Origin of the sequence: Phenylobacterium aquaticum (genome assembly GCF_022695515.1) — a bacterium.
GTDB classification, from domain to species: Bacteria; Pseudomonadota; Alphaproteobacteria; order Caulobacterales; family Caulobacteraceae; genus Phenylobacterium; species Phenylobacterium aquaticum.
Genome location: NZ_JALDPT010000005.1, coordinates 112,384 through 135,106 on the forward strand (window position 1 = coordinate 112,384; position 22,723 = coordinate 135,106).

The 22,723-nt window shown below is 70.4% G+C and carries 19 protein-coding genes and 1 pseudogene; 9 read left to right on the forward strand and 11 right to left on the reverse strand.

Translation table 11 applies throughout. The annotated features are described in order from the left end of the window. Nucleotides 1-48: 48 nt before the first annotated feature. The 3 genes from MQH10_RS05650 to MQH10_RS05660 are packed head-to-tail and all read left to right on the forward strand — an operon-like array spanning nucleotide 49 to nucleotide 4,525. Complete coding sequence (locus MQH10_RS05650; protein WP_242563094.1) at nucleotides 49-2,310, forward strand: TonB-dependent receptor; 2,262 nt, start codon at nucleotides 49-51, stop codon at nucleotides 2,308-2,310. A 5-nt stretch (nucleotides 2,311-2,315) separates the two neighbouring features. Next, on the forward strand, nucleotides 2,316-3,713 hold the full coding sequence (locus tag MQH10_RS05655) for a PepSY-associated TM helix domain-containing protein (RefSeq protein WP_242563095.1): 1,398 nt from the start codon (nucleotides 2,316-2,318) through the stop codon (nucleotides 3,711-3,713). 11 nt (nucleotides 3,714-3,724) lie between these two features. Then, on the forward strand, nucleotides 3,725-4,525 hold the full coding sequence (locus tag MQH10_RS05660; protein ID WP_242563096.1) for a DJ-1/PfpI family protein: 801 nt from the start codon (nucleotides 3,725-3,727) through the stop codon (nucleotides 4,523-4,525). Here the strand turns inward: MQH10_RS05660 and MQH10_RS05665 are convergent. Beyond that, on the reverse strand, nucleotides 4,522-5,676 hold the full coding sequence (locus MQH10_RS05665; protein ID WP_242563097.1) for a serine hydrolase domain-containing protein: 1,155 nt from the start codon (nucleotides 5,674-5,676) through the stop codon (nucleotides 4,522-4,524). The two genes, MQH10_RS05660 and MQH10_RS05665, sit on opposite strands and share 4 nt — an antisense overlap. Nucleotides 5,677-5,873: 197 nt before the next feature. Here MQH10_RS05665 and MQH10_RS05670 point away from each other — a divergent pair, with 197 nt between their 5' ends. Together MQH10_RS05670 and MQH10_RS05675 are read left to right on the forward strand one after the other, a co-directional pair. Then, nucleotides 5,874-7,337, forward strand: a complete 1,464-nt coding sequence (locus tag MQH10_RS05670; RefSeq protein ID WP_242563098.1) for an amidohydrolase — start codon at nucleotides 5,874-5,876, stop codon at nucleotides 7,335-7,337. Further along, on the forward strand, nucleotides 7,337-8,677 hold the full coding sequence (locus tag MQH10_RS05675) for an amidohydrolase family protein (RefSeq protein WP_242563099.1): 1,341 nt from the start codon (nucleotides 7,337-7,339) through the stop codon (nucleotides 8,675-8,677). The genes MQH10_RS05670 and MQH10_RS05675 overlap by 1 nt, the downstream gene beginning before the upstream one ends. Nucleotides 8,678-8,809: 132 nt before the next feature. Here the strand turns inward: MQH10_RS05675 and MQH10_RS05680 are convergent, their stop codons facing one another. Continuing rightward, the gene (locus MQH10_RS05680) at nucleotides 8,810-10,981 is read right to left on the reverse strand and encodes a beta-glucosidase family protein (protein ID WP_242563100.1); all 2,172 of its coding nucleotides are present in this window, start codon (nucleotides 10,979-10,981) and stop codon (nucleotides 8,810-8,812) included. Between the two features lie 77 nt (nucleotides 10,982-11,058). On the opposite strand from MQH10_RS05680, the gene MQH10_RS05685 reads away from it, so the two are divergent. Continuing rightward, nucleotides 11,059-11,700, forward strand: a complete 642-nt coding sequence (locus MQH10_RS05685; RefSeq protein WP_242563101.1) for a TetR/AcrR family transcriptional regulator — start codon at nucleotides 11,059-11,061, stop codon at nucleotides 11,698-11,700. A gap of 3 nt (nucleotides 11,701-11,703) precedes the next feature. Here the strand turns inward: MQH10_RS05685 and MQH10_RS05690 are convergent, their stop codons facing one another. The 4 genes from MQH10_RS05690 to MQH10_RS05705 are packed head-to-tail and all read right to left on the reverse strand — an operon-like array spanning nucleotide 11,704 to nucleotide 16,965. Next, the gene (locus MQH10_RS05690) at nucleotides 11,704-12,357 is read right to left on the reverse strand and encodes a DUF2987 domain-containing protein (protein ID WP_242563102.1); all 654 of its coding nucleotides are present in this window, start codon (nucleotides 12,355-12,357) and stop codon (nucleotides 11,704-11,706) included. Between the two features lie 27 nt (nucleotides 12,358-12,384). Beyond that, complete coding sequence (locus tag MQH10_RS05695; RefSeq protein WP_242563103.1) at nucleotides 12,385-13,107, reverse strand: phosphatase PAP2 family protein; 723 nt, start codon at nucleotides 13,105-13,107, stop codon at nucleotides 12,385-12,387. Between the two features lie 53 nt (nucleotides 13,108-13,160). Beyond that, entirely contained in the window at nucleotides 13,161-14,951 is a 1,791-nt protein-coding gene (locus tag MQH10_RS05700; protein WP_242563104.1) for a M3 family oligoendopeptidase, read from the reverse strand. A gap of 49 nt (nucleotides 14,952-15,000) precedes the next feature. After that, nucleotides 15,001-16,965 (reverse strand): S9 family peptidase, encoded by a 1,965-nt coding sequence (locus MQH10_RS05705; protein ID WP_242563105.1) that lies wholly within the window; start codon nucleotides 16,963-16,965, stop codon nucleotides 15,001-15,003. A 113-nt stretch (nucleotides 16,966-17,078) separates the two neighbouring features. On the opposite strand from MQH10_RS05705, the gene MQH10_RS05710 reads away from it, so the two are divergent. Together MQH10_RS05710 and pth2 are read left to right on the forward strand one after the other, a co-directional pair. After that, nucleotides 17,079-18,146 carry a GDSL-type esterase/lipase family protein gene (locus MQH10_RS05710; RefSeq protein WP_242563106.1) on the forward strand — a complete coding sequence of 356 codons (1,068 nt, stop codon included), beginning with the start codon at nucleotides 17,079-17,081 and terminating at the stop codon, nucleotides 18,144-18,146. Continuing rightward, nucleotides 18,143-18,484: an aminoacyl-tRNA hydrolase gene (gene pth2 / locus MQH10_RS05715; protein ID WP_242563107.1), complete on the forward strand. Its 342-nt coding sequence runs from the start codon at nucleotides 18,143-18,145 to the stop codon at nucleotides 18,482-18,484. The genes MQH10_RS05710 and pth2 overlap by 4 nt, the downstream gene beginning before the upstream one ends. Here pth2 and MQH10_RS05720 read toward each other — a convergent pair. The 4 genes from MQH10_RS05720 to MQH10_RS05735 all read right to left on the reverse strand — a co-directional run bounded on the left by MQH10_RS05720 (nucleotide 18,481) and on the right by MQH10_RS05735 (nucleotide 21,534). Continuing rightward, nucleotides 18,481-18,810: a helix-turn-helix domain-containing protein gene (locus tag MQH10_RS05720; protein WP_242563108.1), complete on the reverse strand. Its 330-nt coding sequence runs from the start codon at nucleotides 18,808-18,810 to the stop codon at nucleotides 18,481-18,483. The two genes, pth2 and MQH10_RS05720, sit on opposite strands and share 4 nt — an antisense overlap. Before the next feature lie 130 nt (nucleotides 18,811-18,940). Next, nucleotides 18,941-19,438: an arsenate-mycothiol transferase ArsC gene (locus MQH10_RS05725; protein ID WP_242563109.1), complete on the reverse strand. Its 498-nt coding sequence runs from the start codon at nucleotides 19,436-19,438 to the stop codon at nucleotides 18,941-18,943. A gap of 117 nt (nucleotides 19,439-19,555) precedes the next feature. Beyond that, on the reverse strand, nucleotides 19,556-20,509 hold the full coding sequence (locus MQH10_RS05730; RefSeq protein WP_242563110.1) for an alpha/beta hydrolase: 954 nt from the start codon (nucleotides 20,507-20,509) through the stop codon (nucleotides 19,556-19,558). A gap of 59 nt (nucleotides 20,510-20,568) precedes the next feature. Continuing rightward, nucleotides 20,569-21,534: a penicillin-binding transpeptidase domain-containing protein gene (locus MQH10_RS05735; protein ID WP_242563111.1), complete on the reverse strand. Its 966-nt coding sequence runs from the start codon at nucleotides 21,532-21,534 to the stop codon at nucleotides 20,569-20,571. A 209-nt stretch (nucleotides 21,535-21,743) separates the two neighbouring features. On the opposite strand from MQH10_RS05735, the gene MQH10_RS05740 reads away from it, so the two are divergent. Beyond that, complete coding sequence (locus MQH10_RS05740) at nucleotides 21,744-21,944, forward strand: hypothetical protein (RefSeq protein ID WP_242563112.1); 201 nt, start codon at nucleotides 21,744-21,746, stop codon at nucleotides 21,942-21,944. Here the strand turns inward: MQH10_RS05740 and MQH10_RS05745 are convergent. Further along, nucleotides 21,863-22,456: pseudogene (locus MQH10_RS05745) on the reverse strand (transglycosylase domain-containing protein); the annotation flags it as partial. The gene MQH10_RS05740 and the pseudogene MQH10_RS05745 sit on opposite strands and share 82 nt — an antisense overlap. Nucleotides 22,457-22,723: the final 267 nt, after the last annotated feature.

Here is a 22,723-nt window from a genome sequence, read left to right on the forward strand (position 1 = left end):
CCGCCTTCGCGCGGCCGGCGACCTCCGTTTGGATTGCGGGAACCCCCCATGTCTCAACAGCGCCTGATGCGCTCCGCCGCCGTCGCGGCCCTCTTCGCCCTGCCCCTCACCGCCCACGCCGCGGAAGCCGACCCCGCCACAGATATCAGCGAGGTGCTGGTGGTCGGCCAGGGCGACAGGCCCATCACCGTCCAGCCCCGCGGCCTCTCGGTCAGCCTCGGCAAGACCGAGTTCGAGGCGATCAACGCCCTGAACGTCGAGGACCTGATGAAGTACGCGCCGAACTTCTTCGTGCGCAAACGCTTCGCCGGCGACGACAACGCCGTGGTCGCCCTGCGCGGCGCCAACACCGTCCAGTCGGCCCGCACCCTGGTGCTGGTGGACGGCTTCGTGGTCTCGAACTTCCTCGGCAACCGCTACGACTATCCGCCCAAGTGGAACGTGGTCGGCCCCTCCGAGGTGCGCCAGTTCGACATCGTCTATGGACCCTATTCCGCCCGCTATGGCGGCAACTCCATGGGCGGGGTGATCTCGGTCACCACCCGCGAACCCGAGGGCCAGGAGGTCTACGCCACCGCCCAGACCATGGTCATGCCGTTCAAGGAGTACGGCTTCGACCAGACCTTCGAGGGCTACAGCTTCGAGGGCGGCCTCTCCCACACCTCCGGCCCCTGGAGTGTCCGCGCCGGCGTCCGGCATTTCGACAATGTCGGCCAGTCCATGACCTACAATTTGCTCACGGCGACCACCGGGACCGGGACGCCGGTGACCGGGGCCTATGACGACAAGCGGCTGGCGACCCCGGTGTTCGGCGCCGCCTCCCCCGCCCACGTGCTGCAGGACCAGGTCCGGCTGAGGGTCGGCTACGCGGCCGACAACGGCTGGACCGCCCAGGCCATGGGCTTCATCTGGACGACCAACCAGGACCTGACCGACGCCCGCAGCTTCCTGAAGGACGCCGCCGGAAACCCGGTCTATCAGGGCAAGGTCAGCTATGGCGGCAAGACCTGGAACGCCACCGGCCTGACCCTCTCGGAGACCGACCGCACGGAATATCTGGTCGGCGCCAAGCTCGCCGGTCCCCTGGCCGGCTGGGACAGCGCCCTGAACCTCTCCCGCTACTGGATCGCCCGGCAGGACGCCCGGACCTCCAAGGACTATCTGACCGGCGCCGCCAACGGGGGCGGGACCCAGACGCTCGGCCGCACGCCCGGCTGGAGCACCGCCGACGGAACCCTGGAACGAAGCTTCGGGGTCCACAGGGTGGCGGTCGGCTTCAACGCCAACCTCTATGAGACCAACCAGGACACCTATTCGACCGCCCGCTGGAAGGACGCGACGAACCCGGTCTATTCGGCCTCGACCTATGGCAAGACCAGCCTCTGGGGGGTTTTCGCCGAGGACGTCATCGATATCGGCCATGACTGGCGGCTGACCGGCGGCCTGCGCTTCGACCAGTGGCGGGCCTACGACGGCGGGATCGGCAAGCTCTTGAACGGCGCCCGCGTCGACAGCCGCTATCCCAGCCGCGACGACAATTCGGTCAGCCCCAAGCTCAGCCTGCAAGGTCCGCTGCCGGGCGACTGGGAGATCCAGGTCAGCCTGGGCACGGCCGAGCGGTTCCCGACGGTCGGCGAGCTGTTCCAGGGGCGGATCGACGACGTGACCCGCCAGATCGATCCCCAGAGCTTCGATCCCAACCTCAAGCCGGAAAAATCCAAGGACGCGAGCGTGATCCTGCGCCGCAGCTTCGGGCGGGTGCGGACCACCACCAGCCTGTTCTACCAGGACATCGACGACGCCATCTTCAGCTTCAGCGGCCTCAATCCGTACGGAACCGTCGTCTCCTCCTACAAGAACGTCGACAAGGTGCGGCAGTACGGGGTCGAGCTGATCGTCGAGGCTGCCGACGTCCTGATCACGGGCCTGGACATCGACGCCAACGCCTCGTGGATGAGCGCCAAGACCATCCGCAACGCCGCCGCCCCGGCCGCCGAGGGGGTGATGTTCCCGCGCATCCCGGAATGGCGGTCGAACGGCAACCTGCGCTACCGGATCACTGACCGGCTGAAGGCCTCGCTGGGCTGGCGCTACGCCACCCGGCCCAATTCCGACCTGTTCGGCCTGAGCCGCGGCGACGCCTACGGGTTCCAGTCGGAGTACTTCACGATCGACGGCCGCCTGTCGTGGGATGTCACCGACAAGGCGCAGGTCAGCCTGGGCGTCGACAACCTCAACAACGACCAGGCCTATGTAGCGCACCCCCTGCCGCAGCGGACCTATGTCCTCGACCTCAAGACCCGCTGGTGAGCGCCATGACCGATCGTGAGCAAGCGACCCGTCGCATCCTCCTGCACCGGCTGATCTGGCGCTGGCACTTCTATGCCGGTCTGTTCTGCGTGCCCTTCGTCCTGATCCTGGCGATCACCGGGGCGATCTATCTGTTCAAGCCCCAGGTGGAGGCGGCGCTCGACGCCCCCTACGCCCATCTGCGTCTGACCGGCCCGGTCGCCTCGCCGGAGGCCCAGGCGCTCGCGGCTGCGGGCTCGCTCCCGGGGGGACGGCTCAAGGCCTACCAGCTGCCCCAGACGCCGGATCAGGCGACCCAGGTGATCGTCAGGGCCGGTGGCCAGGACGTGCGGGTCTATCTCAACCCCCAGACCCTGGAGGTGCTGAAGACCGTGCCGGAAAAGGCCCGGTTCATGGCCATCGCCCACGACATCCACGGCGAACTGCTGATGGGGAGAAACGGTTCGATCCTGGTCGAGCTGGCCGGCTCATGGGCCTTGGTCATGGTGCTGACCGGCCTTTATCTCTGGTGGCCCCGGGAAGCCCAGGGCCTGGCCGGGGTGCTCTATCCCAGGCTGGGCGGCCGGCTGTTCTGGCGCGACCTGCACGCCGTCACGGGCGTCTGGATCTCGGGCCTGGCGCTGTTCCTGCTGCTCACCGCCCTGCCCTGGACCCAGGTCTGGGGCCAGGGCTTCAAGGCGCTCAGAACCGCGGCCGTGCCGCACGCCCTGCCCGCCGACTGGCCGACGGCCGGCGCGGCGGCGCCCGACGATCCCCACGCCGATCACGAGGGCATGGGCGGCATGGCGGGGATGGCCGGGATGAAGGGCATGAGCGGCCACGACCACATCATGCGCGGCGACTATGCGGCCCTGAACCTGATCGTTCCTCAGGCCGCTCAGATGAACCTGGCCTATCCGGCCCTGGTCTCTCCGCCCGGCAAGCATGGCCGCAAGGCCTCGGCCAACTGGACCGTCAAGTCTGACGCCCAGAACCGCCCTCTGCGCCAGGAGATCGCCTTTGACGCCCAGGGTTGGCGGCTGAGCCGCCAGACCTTCGCCGACAAGCCCCTGGTCGACCGGGTGGTGGCGGTCGGCGTCGCCGCCCACGAGGGCCAGCTGTTCGGCCTGCCCAACCAGTTGCTGGGTCTCGTCGCCGCCCTGGGCATGATCACGCTCAGCGTCTCGGGTCTGGTCATGTGGTGGACGCGCCGGCCTGAGGGGCGGCTGGGGGCGCCGGCGATCCTGGACGACCGGCGGCTGTCCTGGGGCCTGGGCCTGCTGATCCTGGCCTTCGCGGTGTTCCTGCCGGTGCTCGGCGCATCGCTCGTGGCGGTCGCCCTGGTCGAGCAGCTCATCCTGCGCTGGACGCCCGGCGTACGGACCTGGCTGGGGCTCCGGCCCCGGTCCCGCGCCGCGTCCTAGGAGACGTCTTCATGCCTCACATCAATCGCAGGGTTCTCGCCATGGCCGCGCTCGCCGCCCCCCTCGCCGGCCAACCCGCCGGCGCCGATCCCGTCCCGGCGCCCCGTCGCCCGGACTTCAAGTCCTGGTCGCGACCGGACCAGATCGCCATGCTGGTCTATCCGCGCATGACCGCGCTCGACCTGATCGCCCCGCAGCACATGTTCGCCAGTCTGATGGGCGCCCACGTGCACCTGGTCGCCAAGAACCTCGCGCCGGTGACCAGCGACACCGGGGTCACGATCACGCCGACCACCACCTTCAAGGACTGTCCCAGGGACCTCACGGTCCTGTTCGCCCCTGGCGGGACGGACGGAACCCTGGCCGCCATGGCCGATGACGAGACCCGGGCCTTCATGGCCGATCGCGGCGCGCGGGCGACCTATGTCACCTCGGTCTGCACCGGAGCGCTGATCCTGGGGGCTGCAGGCCTGCTCAACGGCTATCGCGCCACCACCCACTGGGCGGCGCGCGACGTGCTGCCGAGCTTCGGCGCCACGCTCGCCGAGGGTCGGGTGGTCCGCGACCGCAACCGCGTCACGGGCGCGGGCGTCACCGCCGGCCTCGACTTCGGCCTGGCCATGATCGCCGAGCTGCGGGACCGCTTCTACGCCGAGGGCGTGCAGCTGCAGGCCGAATATGACCCTCACCCGCCGTTCAATGCGGGCGCGCTCGCGACCGCGCCCGCCGATGTCCGGGCGGTGATCGAACCGATGCAGGCCGGCTTCCTCAAACGGGCCCAAGCCCTGGCCGACCGCCTGAGGAGCGCCTAGTCCGCGAGGTAGCGGCAGAGCTCGTCCGCCCCGCGATGGATCAGGGTCACCACGCGGGGATCGAAGGGATTGCCGATCGAGGACAGCTTGGCGATCACCAGGCCGCGGGCGCGGTCGATGAACAGGTTCTGGCCGTGCACGCCCATGGCGAACAGCAGGTCGGGGTCGCCGTCGATGCGATACCAGCCGCTGCGATAGCTCATCTCGCGGCCCGGGAAGGCGGGGGCGAACTGTCCCTGCCGCCAGGCCTGGCGGTCGCCGCCGGCCCACAGGTCCTCCAGCCAGGCGGCGGGCAGGATCCGGCGGCCGTCGCGCACGCCGCCGTCCGCCACCAACTGGCCGAGCCGCGCCAGGTCCCGGGCGGTGGCGCAGATCCCGCCCGTGCAGCGCGCCGCGCCGGCGCGGTCGACAGTAATCTGGGCGTCGGTCTCCGCCCCCATGGGGTCCCAGAGCAAGGTCTCGACCAGGGTCGAGAACCGCTCGCCGGTCGCCCGCTCAAGGATCAGGCCCAGGAGGTCGGTGTTGGCGGAGATGTAGCTGAACGGTCCCCCGTGCGCGCCGCGGCCCGTCGTGGTGGTTTCGAAGAAGGTCTTCAGGTCCGGGGTCGGGGCGTCGGGCGCGATCGGATCCCATCCGGCGGCGTCGGCATAGGCCTGGAGGTCGGCCGGGCCCATCACCACGCCGGTGCGCATGTCCAGGAGCTGGCGCAGGGTCGCGTCGCCCCAGGCGGAGGCCGCGGCCGAAGGGAAGGCTTCCGCGACCCGGGCCTCCAGGTCGATCCGCCCCTGGTCGGCGAGCACGCCGCAGATCAGCCCGGTCACCGACTTGGTGGCCGACATCAGGATGTGCGGCGTGACCGGGCCATTGCCGTTCGCATAGGTCTCACTGACGATCTCGCCGTCCTTGAGGATGACCAGGGCGTCGGTCGAGGTCGCCTCCAGGAAGCCCGGCCAGTCGAAGGTCTGGCCGCCCAGGCCGGTCACCCGGAACTCCGCCATCGACCGCGGCGCGTCGGCCAGCGGCCGGGGCGAGGCCGATCCGGCGATGCGGGCCACCGGCAAGATCTCGGCCGGATGATGGAACGCCCAGACGTGGAACGGCGGGGTCCGCCAATTGGAGAGATCCGCGCCAGGGTTGGTCTCGAGGGTCAAAGCGTCGCTCCTTGAAGTCGTCCGCAGACTTAGGAACTCGGAACGGAATGATCCATGGCCGGCGCGACGCTCGCCGCCCCCGCAACAGGCGCCGCCGCCGGAGGGCGCGGCCGGCGCGGCCGCGCGGCGCCGTTGTGCTTGGCTTACGCCCAAAGCCTGTGTCTTATGCCGCCCCTGTAGTGCAGGGGGGACGAACCATGCGGGTTTGGCGGACGGCGGCGGCGATTCTCGCTGGCCTGGCGATAGGCGGATGCGCCACCACGGGGAGCCCGGCGAAGCCCGCCCCCTCAGCCCAGGCGTCGAAGGACAAGGCGCCCCCGCCTAAGCCGCTGGCCAAGGGGCTCGACCCCGCCGCCAGCGCCAATCCCTTCCCCTCGACCTATAAGCCCCTGCCCAGCCGGCCGACCGCCATTGTCGGGGCCAGCGCCTTCACCGGCACGGGCGAGCTGGTCGAGAACGCCACCATCCTGATCAAGGATGGCAAGGTCGAGCAGGTGGCCGCGGGTCTCGCCGCGCCGGCCGGCTATGACACCGTCGACGCCCACGGCAAGTGGGTGACGCCCGGCCTGATCGACGCCCACTCCCATCTCGGCGTATATGCCTCGCCCGAGGTCTGGGCCAATTCAGACGGCAACGAGCTGACCGATCCGGTCACGCCCCAGGTCTGGGCCGAGCATTCGGTCTGGCCGCAGGACCCGCAATTCGACACCGCCCGCATCGGCGGGGTGACGACCATCCTGGTGCTGCCCGGCTCCGGCAATCTGATCGGCGGCCGCGGGGTGGTGCTGCGCAATGTGCCCTCGCGCACCGTGCAGGGGATGAAGTTCCCCGACGCGCCCTATGTGCTGAAGATGGCCTGCGGCGAGAACCCCAAGCGGGTCTATGGCTCCAAGGGCCGCGCCCCCTCCACCCGCATGGGCAATGTCGCCGGCTATCGCGCCGCCTGGATCAACGCCGCCGACTATCAGCGCAAGTGGGACGACTACCGCGCCAAGATCGGCCGCGGCGACAAGGCCGATCCGCCCAAGCGCGACCTGGCGCTCGACACCCTGGTGGGCGTCCTGAAGGGCGAAATCCTGGTCGAGAACCACTGCTACCGGGCCGACGAAATGGCCCAGATGATCGATATCTCCAAGGAGTTCGGCTACCACATCACCGCCTTCCACCATGCGGTGGAGGCCTACAAGATCGCCGATCTGCTGGCCGCCAACGGCACCTGCGTCGCCACCTGGGCCAACTGGTGGGGCGGCAAGATGGAGATGTATGACGGCATCGAGGCCAATGCGGCCCTGGTCGACGCGGCCAAGGGCGGTTGCGCCATCATCAAGTCCGACGACCCCGACCTGATCCAGCGGCTGAACCAGGAGGCCGCCGAGGCGCTGGCCGCCGGCCGCGCCGCCGGGCTGCAGATCACCGAGGCCCAGGCGATCAAGTGGATCACCGCCAATCCGGCCAAGGCGCTCGGGATCTCCGCCCAGACCGGCAGCCTGGAGCCCGGCAAGCGCGCCGACGTGGTGATCTGGGATCACGATCCCTTCTCGATCTACGCCCGCACCGAGCGGGTCTATGTGGACGGCGCCGTGGCCTATGACCGCCATGACGCCCGCTATCAGCCGCGCTCGGACTTCGATCTCGGCCAACCTGGCGAAGGAGTCCGCTGATGCTGCGCCAAGCTCTGATGGGCGCCGCCGCCATCGCGGCCTTCGCCCTGCCCGCCGCCGCCGAAACGGTGGCCGTGACCCACGCCCGCATCCTGACCGCCGGACCGGCCGGTGAGATCGCCCAGGGCACGCTCATCCTGCGCGACGGCAAGATCGCCGCGGTCGGCGCCAATGTGGCCGTCCCGGCCGGCGCCCGAGTGATCGATGCGGCCGGCGGGGTCGTCACCCCCGGCTTCTTCGCCACCGACAGCGTGCTCGGCGCTCAGGAAGTGGGCTCGCTCGGCAGCGATCTTCGGGTCTCCAACCCGGCGCTCGGCGCGGCCTTCGACGTCCAGTACGGCCTGAACCCCGCCTCGACCCTGATCCCGGTCGCCCGCCTGGGCGGCCTGACCAGCGCCATCGTCATGCCCCACGCCTCCGGCGGCGGCGGCGAGGCCGACGAGGGCGACGAGATGACCTCCGGCGGCGCGCCGGATTCCGATCCGTCCCATGCCCTGTTCGCCGGCCAGGCGGCGGTGGTCACTCTGGGCCAGGGATCCGACATCCTCGCCAAGGCCAAGGTCGCCATGGTGGTCCCCTTCGGCCAGGCCGGGGCCAAGATCGCCGGCGGCGCCCGGGGGGCCGAGTTCGTCGCCTTCAAGGCCGCCCTGCAGGACGTCCGCGACTACGCCCGCAACAAGGCCGGCTATGACAAGGGTGAGAGCCGGGCGCTGTCGCTGTCCAAGGCCGACCTCGAGGCCCTGATCCCTGTGGTCCAGGGCCGCATGCCGATCATCGCCGAGGTGCACCGCGCCGCCGACATCCTGGCGGTGCTGAAACTGGCCCGCGAGGAGAACCTCAAGGTGATCCTCAACGGCGCCGAGGAGGGCTGGATGGTGGCGGCGGAGATCGCCAAGGCCGGGGTTCCGGTCCTGGTCTATCCGCTCAGCGACCGCTCGGTGAGCTTCGAGCAGTTGGGCGCGACCCTGGACAACGCCGGCCGCCTCGCCGCGGCGGGGGTGACCGTGGCCATCGAGTCCGACGACGGCGGCCACCGGGCGCGGGAGACCCGCTACGACGCCGGCAACGCCGTCTCGCACGGCATGCCCTATGCCGCCGCGCTGGCGGCGGTGACGATCAATCCGGCGAAAATCTTCGGCGTCGCCGACCGCACCGGCTCGATCGAGCCCGGCAAGGACGCCGACGTGGTGATCTGGACCGGCGACCCCTTCGAGCCGCTCAGCCAGGCCAGCGCGATCTTCGTCCGCGGCGTGCAGCAGCCGATGACCTCCCGCCAGCTGGAGCTCCGCGACCGCTACAAGGACCTGAACCGGGCCCTGCCCCCCGCCTATTCGCACTGACCATCCTCCCCTGCGAAGCGGGGGAGGGGGACCACGCGCAGCGTGGTGGAGGGGGCGAGTTCAAGCGCGGTGGATGGGGCCGCCCCCTCCACCGCTTCGCGGTCCCCTCCCCCACTGCGTGGGGGAGGATGATTACGGCTTCATCGTCCGGGCGCTGAGCACCGCCTCGCCCTTCAGCGCGACGGTCGCGGCGTCCGGCCCGACCGTGACCTCGACCGGCCCGGCCGCCACCCGCCAGCCCGGCAGGCCCGCGTCATAGCTGGCCAGCAGGCGCGGATCGGCCTCGACGCTCACCCGCCGGCTTTCGCCGGGCTCCAGCGCCACGCGGGCCCAGCCGATCAGCCGCTGGCCGCCGGCGATCCGGGCATAGACCTGGGCGGTCTCGACGCCCGCGACCGCGCCAGTGTTCTTGACCTCAAAGCTGGCGGTGACCGTCTCGCCGCCCGCGAGCTCCAGGCCGGCATAGGCGAAGCGCGTATAGGTCAGGCCGAAGCCGAACGGGAACAGCGGGGTCTTGCCGGCCCGGTCGTACCAGCGATAGCCGACATCGGCGCCCTCCGGATGCTCGACCGAGAACTTGCCCTTGTGCTGCTGCACGTTCGGGAAGGAGGTCGGGATGGTCTTCCCCTCCTCCGGCGGGCCGAAGATCATGCCGGGGATCTGCGGACGCACCAGATCGTCCACCGACCTGGGGAAGCTGATCGGCAGACGGCCTGACGGGCTGACCTCGCCGAACAGGATCCGGCCGATCGCCTCGCCGCCGCGGGTGCCGGAATACCAGGCCTCCAGCACCGCGCTGACCTGATCGAGCCAGGGCATGGTCACCGGCGTGCCGGTCTCCAGCACCACGATGGTCTTGGAATTGGCCGCCGCCACCGCGGCGATCAGGGCGTCCTGGTCATGCGGCAGGCTGAGCGTCGGCAGGTCCTCGGCCTCGGTGCACCACTGGTCGGCGAAGACGATGGCGAGGTCGGCGCCGCGCGCCAGTTCGGCGGCCTCCGCGACATCCTCGCCCGACGCGTAGCTGACCGTGGCGTTCAGGGCGCGGGCCTTGATCGCGGCGAGCGGGGCGGACGGGAAATAGGTCACCGAGGAGAAGGCCGAGGACGGGCCCATGGAGACCTTCAGCTCCAGGGCGGGGCCGCCGACCGGGATCACCTGGGACGAGCCGCCGCCGGACAGCACGCCGACATCGGCGTGGGCGCCGATCACCGCGATCTTGCGTAAGCCCCCGCCCAGGGGCAGCACCCCGTCGTTCTTGAGCAGCACGATCCCGGCTTCCGCCGCGGCCTGGGAGATGTCGCCATGGGCCTCATAGTCTGGCTCAGAGGGGACGACGGGGTTATCGAACACGCCCTTGTCGATCAGGCTGCGCAGGATGCGGTGGACCATGTTGGTCAGGCGCTCAAACGGCACCTCGCCCTGCTCGACGGCTTCCTTCATCAGCACCGGGCCGAAATAGACCTGCTTGTCGAGCTGGTAGCCGCTCTCCTGGTCCATGCCGGCCAGGGCCGCCTTGGCCGTGGTGTGCACCGCGCCCCAGTCGCTCATCACCCAGCCTGGATAGTTCCAGTCGCCCTTCAGCACCTGGTTCAGCAGGAAGTCGTTCTCGCCGCACCATTCGCCGTTCACGCGGTTATAGGCGCACATCACCGAGCCCGGCTGACCGCGCTCGATGGCGATCTGGAAGGCGAGCAGGTCGCTCTCGCGGAGGGCCCCCTCGTCGATCCGCGCATCGACCACGTGGCGGCAGGTCTCCTGGTCGTTCAGGGCGAAGTGCTTGATAGTGCAGACGATGTTGCTCGCCTGGGCGCCCTTGATCGCCTCCCCGGCCAGCACGCCGGTCAGCAGAGGATCCTCGCTCAGATATTCGAAATTGCGGCCGCAGCGGGGATCGCGGGTCAGGTTGGCGCCGCCGCCCAGCAGCACGTTGAAGCCCTTGGCGCGACTCTCCCGGCCGACCATCGCCCCGCCCTCATAGGCGAGATGAGCGTCCCAGGTCGACGCGATCGCCAGGCCCGACGGCAGGCCCGTCGAGCCGTCGCCCTTGCGCACCTGGCGGGGATTGGTGACGCCCAGGCTGGCGTCGGTCTCATTGAGCGCCGGAATGCCCAGGCGCGGCACGCCGCCGATATAGCCGGCCCCGGTTCCCGCATCCGCTGGCTTCTCCTCGGGCTTCATCAGGTTCGGCATCGGGCCGTGAACCAGGGTGATCATCTCGTCGAGGGTCAGCTCGGCGATCAGGGCGCGGGCGCGATCGTCGGGGCTGAGGCTCTTGTCCAGCCAGGTCTGGGCGGCGGTCATTGGATCTCTCTCCCCGGTCATTGGTCTCGTTGGCGGGCACGCTATCCATTTTAGTCCGAATGGGCAATAATGCTTCTATGAGCGAAGCGCCCCCCCGTCCGCGCGGCCGTCCGGCCCGCAACGACCGCCCCGTCGAGGAGACCCGCGAGGCGATTCTGTCGGCGGCGCTGGACATCTTCTCGCGGCGCGGATTCGAGGGCGCCTCCCTGCGCGACATCGCCGCCGCCGCCGGCCTCGAGCACAGCCTGGTGCGCTATCACTTCACGGACAAGGCCGGTCTGTGGCGGGCGGCCATGAGCCACCTGATCGCCCTGATGGACGCCCACATGCTGGAGAGCTGGCGGACGGCGCGGACCCAGCCACCGGTCGAGCGCTTCCGCACCATGGTGCGGGCCTATGTCCGCTATTGCGCCCGCCATCCCGAGCACGCGCGGATCATGGTCCACGAGACCATGGGCGATTCCGACCGGGTGACTTGGATCGCCGAGCACATCATCGCCCCGCAGCACCGGGCCCTGACCCGGCTGCTGGAGACCCTGATGGACGAGGGCCATATCCCGCGTTCACCGGTTCGGCCGCTGATCTACATCCTGTCGGCGGCGGCCCAGGCGCCCTTCACCCTGGCCGGCGAGGTCCGCGCCGCCTATGGCGCCGACACCTCCAGCGCGGCGGAGATCGAGGCCCACACCCACGCCCTGCTGGGCCTGGTGCTGCGCTGAACCTTACTTGTTGTCCTTGAAGGCCAGCCGGGTCGGGGCCTTGGCGAGGACGATCTTGATGGCGCCGGGCGCCAGCTTGGGATCATAGAAGGGCGCGCCGGCGGCGACCGGCAGGGCCGCCTCGCGGCCGTCGGCGAGCCGGGCCTTGCCAGATCCCGCGCCCGGGAAGCTCACGCCCACCAGGGTGGGGACCGCGAACCGCATCATGCCCGCCACCTTGTCCATGCCGGCGTTGGCCTGGCTCACCGCCAGCTCCAGGTCGCGGGGGATATATTCCTGGGCCGGCGGCAGGGACGGCGAGATGCGCATATGAACGCCGAAATCGGGATTGGGCGGCGCGTCGGCGGTGAAACTGGCGCTGGCCAGCTGGGCGGCGGTGGGCAGCTTGGTCACCCAGCCCTCGGCGTTGATCGGCAGGGGCGTGCGGCGGCCGTCCGGCTCCAGGATCGCGGCGTTCATGCCGGTCGCCGGCTTGCCGTTGACCTGGATGACATAGCCGAGCGCGAAGTGGTTCCGCTGGTCCGGCGGGATGGCCAGGTACTTGTCGAGATAGGGGAAGACCTTGCTGAGCTTCACCGGCAGCTTGTCCGCCGCCTGGGCCAGGCCCGGCGCCAGCAGCGCCAGGGTCATTCCGATGATCACGCCGCGCCGACCCATGTTCGTCTCCTCCAGTGAGGCCGAAGCTTAGGGCGGAGGACGGTCAGGCTTCAGTGAATTCGCGGTCATGCTCGGGGCGTCCCGCAGGCGTTCCAGGACCAGCCAGGCGCCGAGCGCCCAGGTGGCGCCCAGGGCCCAGCCGGCGAGCACGTCGCTGGGCCAGTGGACACCCAGATAGACCCGGCTGATCCCCACCGCGACCGTCACCGCCCCGGCCAGGCCATAGACGAGGCGCTTGGCGGCGGGCCGGAGCTCGACGCTGGCGATCAGGGTGGCGAGCGTCAGATAGACCGCCGCCGCCAGGGTGGAATGGCCGCTCGGAAAGCTCTGGGCGTAGACGAGGTCGCCATGCGGCACGAGAGCCGGACGCGGCCGGTCATAGAGACCCTTGAGGAGCTCGGCGGAGATCTGGGCCGCCAGCACCGTGCCCGCCAGGATCCAGGCCTGCAGCCGCCGGCCATGCAGGGCGAACATCAAGAGGCCGAACAGGGTGACCAGGGTGAGCACGGTGAAGCCGCCCAGGGCGGTCAGATCGCGCATGGCTTCTTCAAGCCACCGGGGTCCGATCGGATCGCTCAGATTGTGCGGGTCGCGCAGCGCCAACAGCAGGCGCTGGTCGAGGGCGAGCGTGTCGCCCTCCATCACCTCGCTGGCCAGGTTGAAGAACCCCCAGACGGCGCCCGCGCCCGCCAGCACCGCCAGCAGCACGCGGGTCTCCAGGCGGCGGAGGGGGATCGGGGGCTTGGTCATCGCCCATCCGAACGCCCCGCGCGCCCTACGGTTCAGCTAAAGCCCGCGCCGCCTCAGACCAGGGCTTCGAACTCATCCACCAGCCGCTCCAGCTGGGTCATGCCCGCCGCCCAGAAGGCCTTCTCCCGCGGGTTCAGGCCGAAGGGCTGAAGGGCCTCGACATAGGTCCGCGTGCCGCCGGCGGCGAGCAGGTCCTCATAGAGCGGGGCGAAGGACGCCGGGTCCTCGCGGCGCTTCTCCATCAGGCCGCGCACCAGGAGATCCCCGAAGGCGTAGGCGTAAACATAGAAGGGCGAGTGCACGAAGTGGGTGACATAGCCCCAATAGTGCTCATATCCGGGGTTGAGCTTGATGGCCGGGCCCAGGCTCTCGCCCATGGTCTCCAGCCACACCCCGCCGATCTCCTCGGCCGACAGCTCGCCCTGGGCGCGGGCGGCGTGGAAGCGGCATTCGAACCGGTGGAAGGCGATCTGGCGGACGACGGTGTTGATGCCGTCCTCGATCTTGCCGGCCAGCAGGCCGCGCCGCTCGGCCTTGGAAGCGCCGGCCAGCAGGCGTTCGAACACCAGGCCCTCGCCGAAGATCGAGGCGGTCTCGGCCAGCGTCAGGGGGGTGTCGGCCAACAGGGTGCCGAGCGGCGAGCACAGGGTCTGGTGCACGGCGTGGCCCAGCTCGTGGGCGAGGGTCAGCACGTCGCGGCGTTCGCCCATATAGTTCATGAACACGAACGGGTGGCGCTCGGAATTGACCGGATGCGAATAGGCCCCCGACTGCTTGCCGGGCCGCGGCCGGGCGTCGATCCAGGGCTGGTCGAAGAAGGTCCGGGCGGTGTCGGCGAACCTGGACGCGAGGTCGGAGAAGCTGTCCAGCACCATGGCCTTGGCCTCGTCCCAGCCATAGGTGCGCGGCGCGCTGGTCTCCAGCGGCGCATTGCGGTCCCAGTAGTCGAGGGTGGTGCGGCCCATGACCTGGGCCTTCAGCCGATAATAGCGGTGGCTGACGGACGGATAGGCCTCGACCACGGCGGCCTCCAGGGCCTCGACCGCGTCGGCGTCGACCTCATTGGCCAAGTGGCGCGAGGCCTGGGGCGTCGGATATTTCCGCCAGCGGTCCTCGACCTGCTTTTCGAAGACCAGCGTATTGTAGGCTAGGCCCAGGATCGGGGTGCGTTCCTCCAGCGCCTTGGCCAGGCCCTGCGCCGCCTGCTTGCGCCGGGCGCCGTCGGGATCGGACAGCCGGTTCAGGGCCTCCGGCAGGGTCAGGGATTCCTTGCCGACCTTGGCGGTCAGCTTGGCGAGCGTCTCGTCGAACAGCCGCGCCCAGTTGGCGACGGCCGGGCCGCGATCGAGCAGGATGCGCTCCAGGTCCGGCGACAGCTCATGCGGCCGCGACAGCCGCACACGGCGCATCCAGCTGCGCCAGCGCGCCGCCGGGGCGTGGGCCTTGAAGGCCTGCTCGATCTCTGGATCCTCGAGCTGGTTGAGCTCCAGGGTGAAGAACAGGCTCTCGGCGGCGATCTGGCTGGAGCGGGCCCGGAAGTCGGCTTCGAACTTCGACCACGCCGGGTCGTCGCGGGCCACCGAGGCGGCCATGGAGGCATAGGCGCCGACCGACCACAGGCCGTTGGTCGCCGTCTCATAGAGGTTGATCCCGTGGTCCAGCAGCTCGCCCAGACGCAGCGGATCGGCGCGCAGGGCCAGGAACCGCCCTTTCAGCCGGGCCAGCTCGTCATTGGCGGCCTGGGCCTTGGCCAGGTCGGTCTCGATCCGTGGATCGTCGCGGTCGCAATAGAGGTCGTCGAGCCGCCACTGGGGCAGGGTTTCGGTCTTCACAGGCGCGTTCATGGGTCCGGTTTAGCGCCGCGCCCGCCGCGAGCCTAGTGCGCTTCCCGTCTCACTCGCCCTTCAGATACTTGTCCAGCCAGGCGATCAGCCGCTGCATGGCGTCGATCTGATTCTCGCGCTTCACGAAGCCGTGGCCCTCGGCGGGATAGTAGTGGGCGTCGACCGTGGCCCCGACGCTCTTGAGGGTCTCGACCACCTCGCGGGCCTGGCCCACCGGCACCCGGATGTCGTTCTCGCCCTGCAGCACCAGCAGGGGGGCCTTGGCCTGGCGGATATAGGTCATGGGCGAAGCGGCGTCATAGACCGCCTTGTCGGCGACCGGATCGCCGATCAGGGAGCGCTGGTACTGCTGCAGCGCCGCGTCCTCGTGCTTGAGCATCTCGTACCAGTTGATGATGCCGTACTGCGACACCGCCGCGGCCCAGACGTCCGGGGTCCGGCCGATGGCCATCAGGGTCATGAAGCCGCCATAGGACCCGCCGGTGATGCCGATCTTCTTGGGGTTCACATAGCCGCTCGCGATCAGGAATTTGGTTGCATAGACCTCGTCGGTCAGGTCCATCCCGCCCAGGTCCTTGTGGTTGGCCATCTGGAAGGCCATGCCGTAGCCGGTGGATCCGCGGACATTGGGCTGGATCACCACATAGCCGCGCGAGGCGAGCGCGATGGCGATGCGGCTGAACCGGTCCTGGGTCTGGCCGGTCGGCCCGCCATGCGGAACCACCACGGCCGGCGCGGTTCCGTCGCGCTTCAGATTGAACGGCAGGGTCAGGACTGCGCTGATCACCGTGCCGTCTTGGCTGGCGTAGTGGACGATCTGGGCGCTGGGCAGGCGGGCGGGATCGAGGCTCGCCAGACCCAGATGGGTGAGCGGCCGGGCCGTCCCGACCTTGGTGTCGGCGACCCAATAGTCGAAGGGGCTGTTGCTGGCCTCATGGCTCAGCAGCATCCGCCCGTCGGCGGTGAAGGCCGCCGCCGAGGCCTGGTCGGTATAGCCGTCGGGCAGACCCAGGCTGCGCGTCGCGCCCGTGGCGATGTCGGCCAGGCTGACCGACTGGCGGCCGTCGGCGTTGTCGACCACCGCCAGGCTCCTGCCATCGGGGGCGAAGGCGCCGGAGCTCTGGTCCCAGGGCGTCGGCTTGAGCCAGCCATAGGCGCCGGTGGCGATAGTCAGGACCCCGGCATGGTTCTGGCCGGTGCCCTCGTCGGACGTGATCGCCAACAGTTTGCCGTCCGCGGAGATATCCGTCGCGCCGATGATCGCCTTGGCCTTGACCGAGGTCACCGGCGTCGGCGCCCCGCCGTCGAGGCCCACCCGCCAGACCCCCATCAGGGTGTGGCCGACATCGCCGCGATTGGCGATCAGGCCGCCGGAAACCCAGCCGACCGGCGCCCAGGTGAACTCGGCCTGGGTCTCCTGGGTCAGCAGTCGGACCTTGCGGTCGGCCCAGCCCATGACGGCGATGTTGGAGCCGGCGTCGGCCTTGCGCTTGGCGGCGAAGGCGAGGCTCGCGCCGTCCGGCGAGAAGCGCGCCGTGGTCTCCGACACATCGGGGGTGTTGGTCAGGTTGATGACCGGACCGCCACCGACCGGCAGGGCGTAGAGGTCGTACATCTCGTTGCCGCCGGCGTCGGCCTGGAACACGATCCACTTGCCGTCGGGCGAGGCGGCCAGGCCGGACTGGCGGTCGTCGGACTGGGTCAGCTGCACCGGCCAGGAGCCGTCGGCGTCCACCCGCCACAGATTGTAGCGGCCGGTCAGATTGGTCGAGACGAAGACCGACTTGCCGTCCGCCGACCAGACGGCGTCCAGCCCGCCACGGGAGAAATAGAGATCGGCCGCGGCCACCGGCCCGGCGGCCGGATTGACCGGCGAGACCAGGCTCTTGGGATCGGTCAGGCCCGTCGCGGGACTGGGCACGGGCTTGGGCGCCGGCTTGGCTGCGGCCAGGGCGGGTTGGGCCAGCAACAGCGCGAGGGCGACCCCGACGGCGGTGTGATGACGGTCGGACATGGCGCGCTCCCCTTAAGGCCGCAAACCATAGGTGACGGCCGCGCCCTGTCCAGGCTGGCGTCGCGCGGCGGTCGCCGATATCCCTGACCGCTCACGCCGTCAGGAGTTCGCCCTTGAGATCCCTGTCCCTTGCCGAGATCGAACCCCTGCTGGACGGCCATATCGACCTCAAGCGCCGGGCGGGCGCGCTGCAGCCCATGCGCCTGCCGGTCGCCGAGCAGGGCTTCTACGACCCCTTCAACCGCTGGGTCGCCTCGACCGCCGCCGGCGTGCGCCTGCGGCTGCGCACCGACAGCCAAAGCCTCAAGGTCACCGCCACCCAGCGCCTGCTGCTGCCCAACACCACCCCGGAGACCCGGGGCGCCTGGGACCTCTATGTCGACGGCGCCCTGCAGGCCCGCAGCCTTGGCGCAGGCGGGGCCCTGATGACCGCCGACGGCGGCCTGACCGGGGACGAGGCCTTCGCCATCGCCTTTGACGGCCTTCCCGCCGGCGACAAGCTGATCGAGCTGTGGCTGCCCCAGGCGGCCACGGTCGGCCTGACCGGTCTGGACCTCGACGATGGCGCGGCCGTCGCGCCGGCCCCGGACACCCGCCCGCGCATCCTGTTCCACGGCAGCTCGATCACCCATTGCATGGAGGCGGAGGGCGCCTCCAACGGCTGGACCGCCGTGGCCGCGCGCCTGGCCGGGGTCAGCCACACCAATCTCGGCTGGGCCGGGTCCTGCATGCTGTCGGGCCTGGCCGCGCGCATCATCCGCGACCAGCCCGCCGACGCCATCGTGCTCAAGCTGGGGATCAATGTGCATCCCGGCGGCCAGCTGGCGGCCCGCACCTTCCTGGACTCCGCCCACGCCATGGTCTCGATCATTCGCGAGAAGCACCCGACGACCCCGCTGGTCATCGCCTCGCCGATCTTCTCCCCGCCGCGCGAGGACACGGCCGAAGCCGGCGGCGTCTCCCTGCGCGGCATGCGCACGATTCTCGCCGACATGGTGGCGACCCGCCAGGCGGCGGGCGATCCCGCGATTCGCTATCTGGACGGCCTCAGCCTGTTCGGCGCCGCCGACGCCCATCTGCTGCCGGACGACCTGCACCCGAACACCGAAGGCTACCGGCTGATGGGCCAGCGTTTCCACGATCTGATGCTGACTGGACCCGACGCCCTGGTGGCGGCATGAAGCAGGTCATCGTCGTCAACCAGGCGCTCAACCTGCCGCCCGGCAAGCTTGCCGCCCAGGTCGCCCACGCCGCGGTCGCCGGCTTCCTGCAGTCGGGCGGACGCGAGCAGCGCGCCTGGCTGGAGGCCGGCATGCCCAAGATCGTCCTGCGGGCCGAGAGCGAGACCGAGCTGCGCGAGATCGCCGCCGCCGCCCAGGCCGCCGGCCTGACCATCGCCCCGATCCGCGACGCCGGGCGCACGGTGATCGAGGCCGGCACGCTCACCTGCGTCGGCGTGGGGCCGGACGATCCGGCCAGGATCGACGCGGTGACCGGCGCCCTGAAGCTGGTCCGCTAACCCCCCAGGCTCTCGACAAAGGCCACCAGCTTGGCCCGCGAAGGCCCGTGGGGCATGCGCCGATAGGCGGCGAGCAGGTCCAGCGCGCCCGGCTCCTGCAACAGCTCCTCGATCGCCCTCAGGTCGGCGACGCCCACGGTTTCGTCCAGCAGATCGGCCACGGAACTCTCCAGGGCCTTGGCGATGCGGCCCAGCATGGAGGCGCTGACCCGATTGGCGCCGCGCTCATATTTCTGGATCTGCTGGAAGGTGACTCCGACCGCCAGGGCGAGGTCGGCCTGGGTCAGGCCCCTTCGCCGACGAAGGCCGCGAATCCGCTCGCCCAAGGCAATGTCCGCCGGATCCGATCGCGCCAGCTCGCCCATGAAATCCTGCCCCCCGGGGATTCGGCAGCATGATAGCCAATTCCGACGCGCAGGGCGCGGGTTGTCGTCGGGGGCCAAGCCTCCGTTCCGCTCACCTCGGCGGGCAGGGGCGCGCCGCCAGTTCGTCCAGCAGGGCGTTGGTGCGGCTCACCATGGCGGGCAGGGCGTGGTCGTAGTCGCCATTCCAGGACGGCGTGTCCCAGATCCTCGCCCTTTCCAGGCCAGGCGCCTGGGCCGCCTCGTCAAAGGCGATGACGATGTCGGCCGCGGCGGGGTCCTGCGGCCTCAGGGACCGGACGGGTTCCGCCCTGGGATCGATGCCCTCCGCCGCAAGCCGAGCGGCCAGCCCTGGCGACAGGTGATCCTCCGGATGGACGCCCCGCGATCGCACCTGGACCGCAAGGCCCCGGGCCGCGGCGCCGCGTTTCAGCATCTCGCGGGCGATGGCGCTCTTCACCGTGCCGGCCGGACAGACGAACAGCACCCGCGGCGCGGGACAGGGTCGAAGGGCGGCCCGGGCAGGGCTGGCGGACAACCCCAGGACCAGGGCGACAGACCGGCGTGACAGATGAAATTCAGGATCGCCCATGGCGCAGTCTCCATACGGAGTTGCGCGGTGCTTGGGCGTGAGCCTTACCGGGACACCGCTTCATCCCGGACGACCGACCCTAGCCTCTCCGGCGCCCAGCGCCAAGGAAGAGCTCCCTTAGCCGAGCATGCCCTTGCGCTTCATCCAGGCCAGGACCAGGTCCGGCCAGGCCTGGGCGGGCTTGCCCACCGCGAAGCGGATGCCGAAGCCATGGCCGCCTTCCTCGAACAGGTGGGCCTCCACCGGGACGTGGACGGCGCGCAGGGCCGCCATGAGGCGCAGGCTGTTCTCCACGGGGACGCTGCGGTCGTCGATCGCATGGACCAGCATGACCGGCGGGGCGTCCGGGCGGGCCAGATCCTCCAGGGAATAGGCGGCGATCCGCTCGGGCGTCGGCGTATCGCCCAGCAGGTTCTTGCGCGAGCCGGCATGGGCGATGGCGGCGTCCATGCTGGCCACCGGATACATCAGGATCGAGAGGTCCGGCCGGGCCGAGACCTGGTCGGCGGCGTCGATCGGCGCATAGACCGGGCGGTCGAAGGCGAGCGTCAGCAGGCCCGCCACATGGCCGCCGGCCGAGAAGCCCATCACCCCGATCCGATGCGGGCCGACCCCGTATTCGCCGGCGTGAAAACGGACCAGCCGCAGAGCGCGCTGGGCGTCCTGCAGCGGCGTGTCCGGCCCCGCCGCCCAGCCCTCCTGCGGCAGGCGATAGGTCATGACGAAGACCGTGACGCCGGAGGCCGCGAACCGCTCGGCGGCCTCATAGCCCTCCTTGTCCATCACCACCCAGGCATAGCCCCCGCCCGGCGCCATCAGCAGGGCGGCGCCGTTGGGGTGGGCGGGCCGGAACACGGTGAGCGTCGGGCGGGTGACGCCCCTCACGTAGCGGTCGCGCAGGGCGGCGGGGTCCTTGGCGCGTTCGACCACGGCTTCCTGCGCCGTGGCGTGCGCCCCGCCGGGCGCCGGACCCGGCCAGATGGCGATCACGGCGTGGCCCGGGATGAAGGGGCTGTCCTCGGCGCGGGCGACAGCGGGCAGAGCCAGGATAGCCAACAGCGCCAGGAGCATTCGGGTAACCGGTGTCATACCCCGGATGCTATGCCGGTCGCGGCCGAAGGGGAAGGCCCCTAGCCTCTCGGTGCGACGGCGGGGGGCGGCGGGGCCTGAGGCGCCGCGGGCGCCGCCGGGGCGGTCGGGACGGCCTCTCCGCCCTCGGCCGGGACAGGCCCTTCCGCGCCGGGCGGCAGCTCGACCATGGGCGAGAGCTGATCGACGGGAACCAGATCCTCGGGCGGCGCGGTCTCCTCGGCGGCGGGCGCCGCGACCGGGGCGCCATGCCCCACCGCATAGGTCGCGAAGGCGCGCCAGATCTGGGCCGGCAGGCCGCCGCCGACCACGCCGTTCATCGAGCTGTTGTCGTCATTGCCGACCCAGACGCCGACCACCAGGTCGCCGACATAGCCGATGAACAGGGCGTCGCGATAATTCTGGGTCGTACCGGTCTTGCCGAAGGCGCCGGGAATGGCCGCGGCGACGCCGGTGCCGTGCTGGGTGGCCGACCGCAGCAGATCGCGCATGCCGGCCAGCTCGGCCTTGCCCAGCGGGATCGCGGGCTTGGGCCGCTTCCAGTCCGCCAGGCCGTGCGGGATCACCGGGCCCTCGCCGGCGGCGATGGCGGCATAGGCCGCCGTCAGCTGCACCAGGCTCATCGGGCCGGTGCCCAGAGCCAGGGTCAGGTCGTCGGGGATCGGTTCGTCGACGCCCAGGCTGCGCACGGTGCGCACGATCTCGTCGCGACCGACGATCTTGGCCAGACGCACCGCGGCGGCGTTGGACGAGGCGGCGAAGGCGGTGATCAGCGGCACTTCGCGATTGGCGTACTTGCCCTCGTGGTTCTTGGGCGTCCAACCGCTGATCTGCACGGGGGTGTCGAGGATCGGGCTGTTGGGCGTCCAGCCCTGGCGCAGGGCGGTGAGATAGACGAACAGCTTGAAGGCCGAGCCCGGCTGGCGTTCGCCGTCGGCCCGGTTGAACTGGCTCTGCTTGTAGTCGCGGCCGCCGACCATGGCGATCACCCGGCCGTCGGGCCGCATGGCCACCAGGCGCCTGGGTCGCGTGCAGCACCGGACCGTCGCGCTCCAGGAACTGATTGATGATCTTCTCGGCCTGGGCCTGCAGGTCGGTGTCCAGCGTGGTGCGGACCACCGTCTCGCCATAGCGGCCCTCGAAGGCGGCCTTGGCCTGGGGCATCATCCAGTCGGCGAAATAGGAGCCGGTCGGCAGCTTGGTCGGGCGCGGGGCGATGACCACCGAGCGCGCCGCCTCGTCCGCCTGGGCGCGGGTGATGGCCCCGGTCTCCACCATGGCCGCCAGGACGACGCGCATCCGGGCCCGCGCGCCCTGCGGATTCTCGCTGGGCGCCAGGCGCGAGGGCGCCTTGACCAGGCCCGCCAGCATGGCCGCCTCGCCCACGGTCAGCTGTTCCGGCGAGGTGTCGAAATAGCGCCGCGCCGCGGCCCGCAGGCCAAACGCCCCGTCGCCGAAATAGACCGACGACAGATAGCGCGACAGGATCTCGTCCTTGGAGAGCCGGGTCTCCAGATAAAGCGCGATCAGGGCTTCCTGGACCTTGCGCTTCAGGGTGCGCTGGTTGGTCAGGAAGGCGTTCTTGGCCAGCTGCTGGGTGATGGTCGAACCGCCCTGCACGCCTTCGCCGGCCTGGGCGTTGCGGTGAAGCGCCCGCAGGATGCCCCGGGGATCGACCCCCATGTGCTGGTAGAAGCGGCGATCCTCGATGGCGACAAAGGCGGCGGGCACGGCCTTGGGCAGCTTGGCCACCTCGATCGGAGCTTCCTTGTAGGACCCCCGGCGGGCGATCGGCTGGCCGTTCTCGGCCACCAGCACCAGGGTCGGGCTGGCCAGCGGCTCCAGCGCCCGGTTCAAAGGCAGGGCCCAGAGCAGGGAGCCGATCACCGCGACAATCGTCAGCAGGATGGCGGCGGCCACACCCAGCATCAGCGGCCGGCTCTTCCAGAGCGGCGGACGGTCGGGCTTGGGGCGCGGGCGGCCCACCGTCGAGACCCAGGCCTCCGGCTCATAGGCTGGGGCGGCCTCGGACGGCTGGACCGGCTCGGGCTCGTGGACGGCCTCAGGCTCGGGGACGAGGTCCGCCTCCGGAGCCTGCTCGTCGACAGGCCCGGCGTCGGTCGCCAGCTCCGCCGGCGGGTTTCGGGCGCGACGTCCGCCGGGCTCGCCTCGGGCTTGGGCCGCGACTTGCGGACC

Excerpts from the sequence above, each read along its gene's own strand:
- MQH10_RS05690 (WP_242563102.1), bottom strand. The coding sequence starts at position 12,357 with ATGGGTCGGCGCGGCGTGATCATCGGAATGACCCTGGCGCTGCTGGCG.
- MQH10_RS05650 (WP_242563094.1), top strand. The coding sequence starts at position 49 with ATGTCTCAACAGCGCCTGATGCGCTCCGCCGCCGTCGCGGCCCTCTTC.
- MQH10_RS05730 (WP_242563110.1), bottom strand. The coding sequence starts at position 20,509 with ATGCTCCTGGCGCTGTTGGCTATCCTGGCTCTGCCCGCTGTCGCCCGC.
- MQH10_RS05740 (WP_242563112.1), top strand. The coding sequence starts at position 21,744 with ATGACCACCGAGCGCGCCGCCTCGTCCGCCTGGGCGCGGGTGATGGCC.
- MQH10_RS05685 (WP_242563101.1), top strand. The coding sequence starts at position 11,059 with ATGAGCGAAGCGCCCCCCCGTCCGCGCGGCCGTCCGGCCCGCAACGAC.
- MQH10_RS05655 (WP_242563095.1), top strand. The coding sequence starts at position 2,316 with ATGACCGATCGTGAGCAAGCGACCCGTCGCATCCTCCTGCACCGGCTG.
- pth2 (WP_242563107.1), top strand. The coding sequence starts at position 18,143 with ATGAAGCAGGTCATCGTCGTCAACCAGGCGCTCAACCTGCCGCCCGGC.
- MQH10_RS05660 (WP_242563096.1), top strand. The coding sequence starts at position 3,725 with ATGCCTCACATCAATCGCAGGGTTCTCGCCATGGCCGCGCTCGCCGCC.
- MQH10_RS05695 (WP_242563103.1), bottom strand. The coding sequence starts at position 13,107 with ATGACCAAGCCCCCGATCCCCCTCCGCCGCCTGGAGACCCGCGTGCTG.
- MQH10_RS05735 (WP_242563111.1), bottom strand. The coding sequence starts at position 21,534 with ATGCGGCCCGACGGCCGGGTGATCGCCATGGTCGGCGGCCGCGACTAC.
- MQH10_RS05705 (WP_242563105.1), bottom strand. The coding sequence starts at position 16,965 with ATGTCCGACCGTCATCACACCGCCGTCGGGGTCGCCCTCGCGCTGTTG.
- MQH10_RS05725 (WP_242563109.1), bottom strand. The coding sequence starts at position 19,438 with ATGGGCGATCCTGAATTTCATCTGTCACGCCGGTCTGTCGCCCTGGTC.
- MQH10_RS05680 (WP_242563100.1), bottom strand. The coding sequence starts at position 10,981 with ATGACCGCCGCCCAGACCTGGCTGGACAAGAGCCTCAGCCCCGACGAT.
- MQH10_RS05670 (WP_242563098.1), top strand. The coding sequence starts at position 5,874 with ATGCGGGTTTGGCGGACGGCGGCGGCGATTCTCGCTGGCCTGGCGATA.
- MQH10_RS05700 (WP_242563104.1), bottom strand. The coding sequence starts at position 14,951 with ATGAACGCGCCTGTGAAGACCGAAACCCTGCCCCAGTGGCGGCTCGAC.
- MQH10_RS05675 (WP_242563099.1), top strand. The coding sequence starts at position 7,337 with ATGCTGCGCCAAGCTCTGATGGGCGCCGCCGCCATCGCGGCCTTCGCC.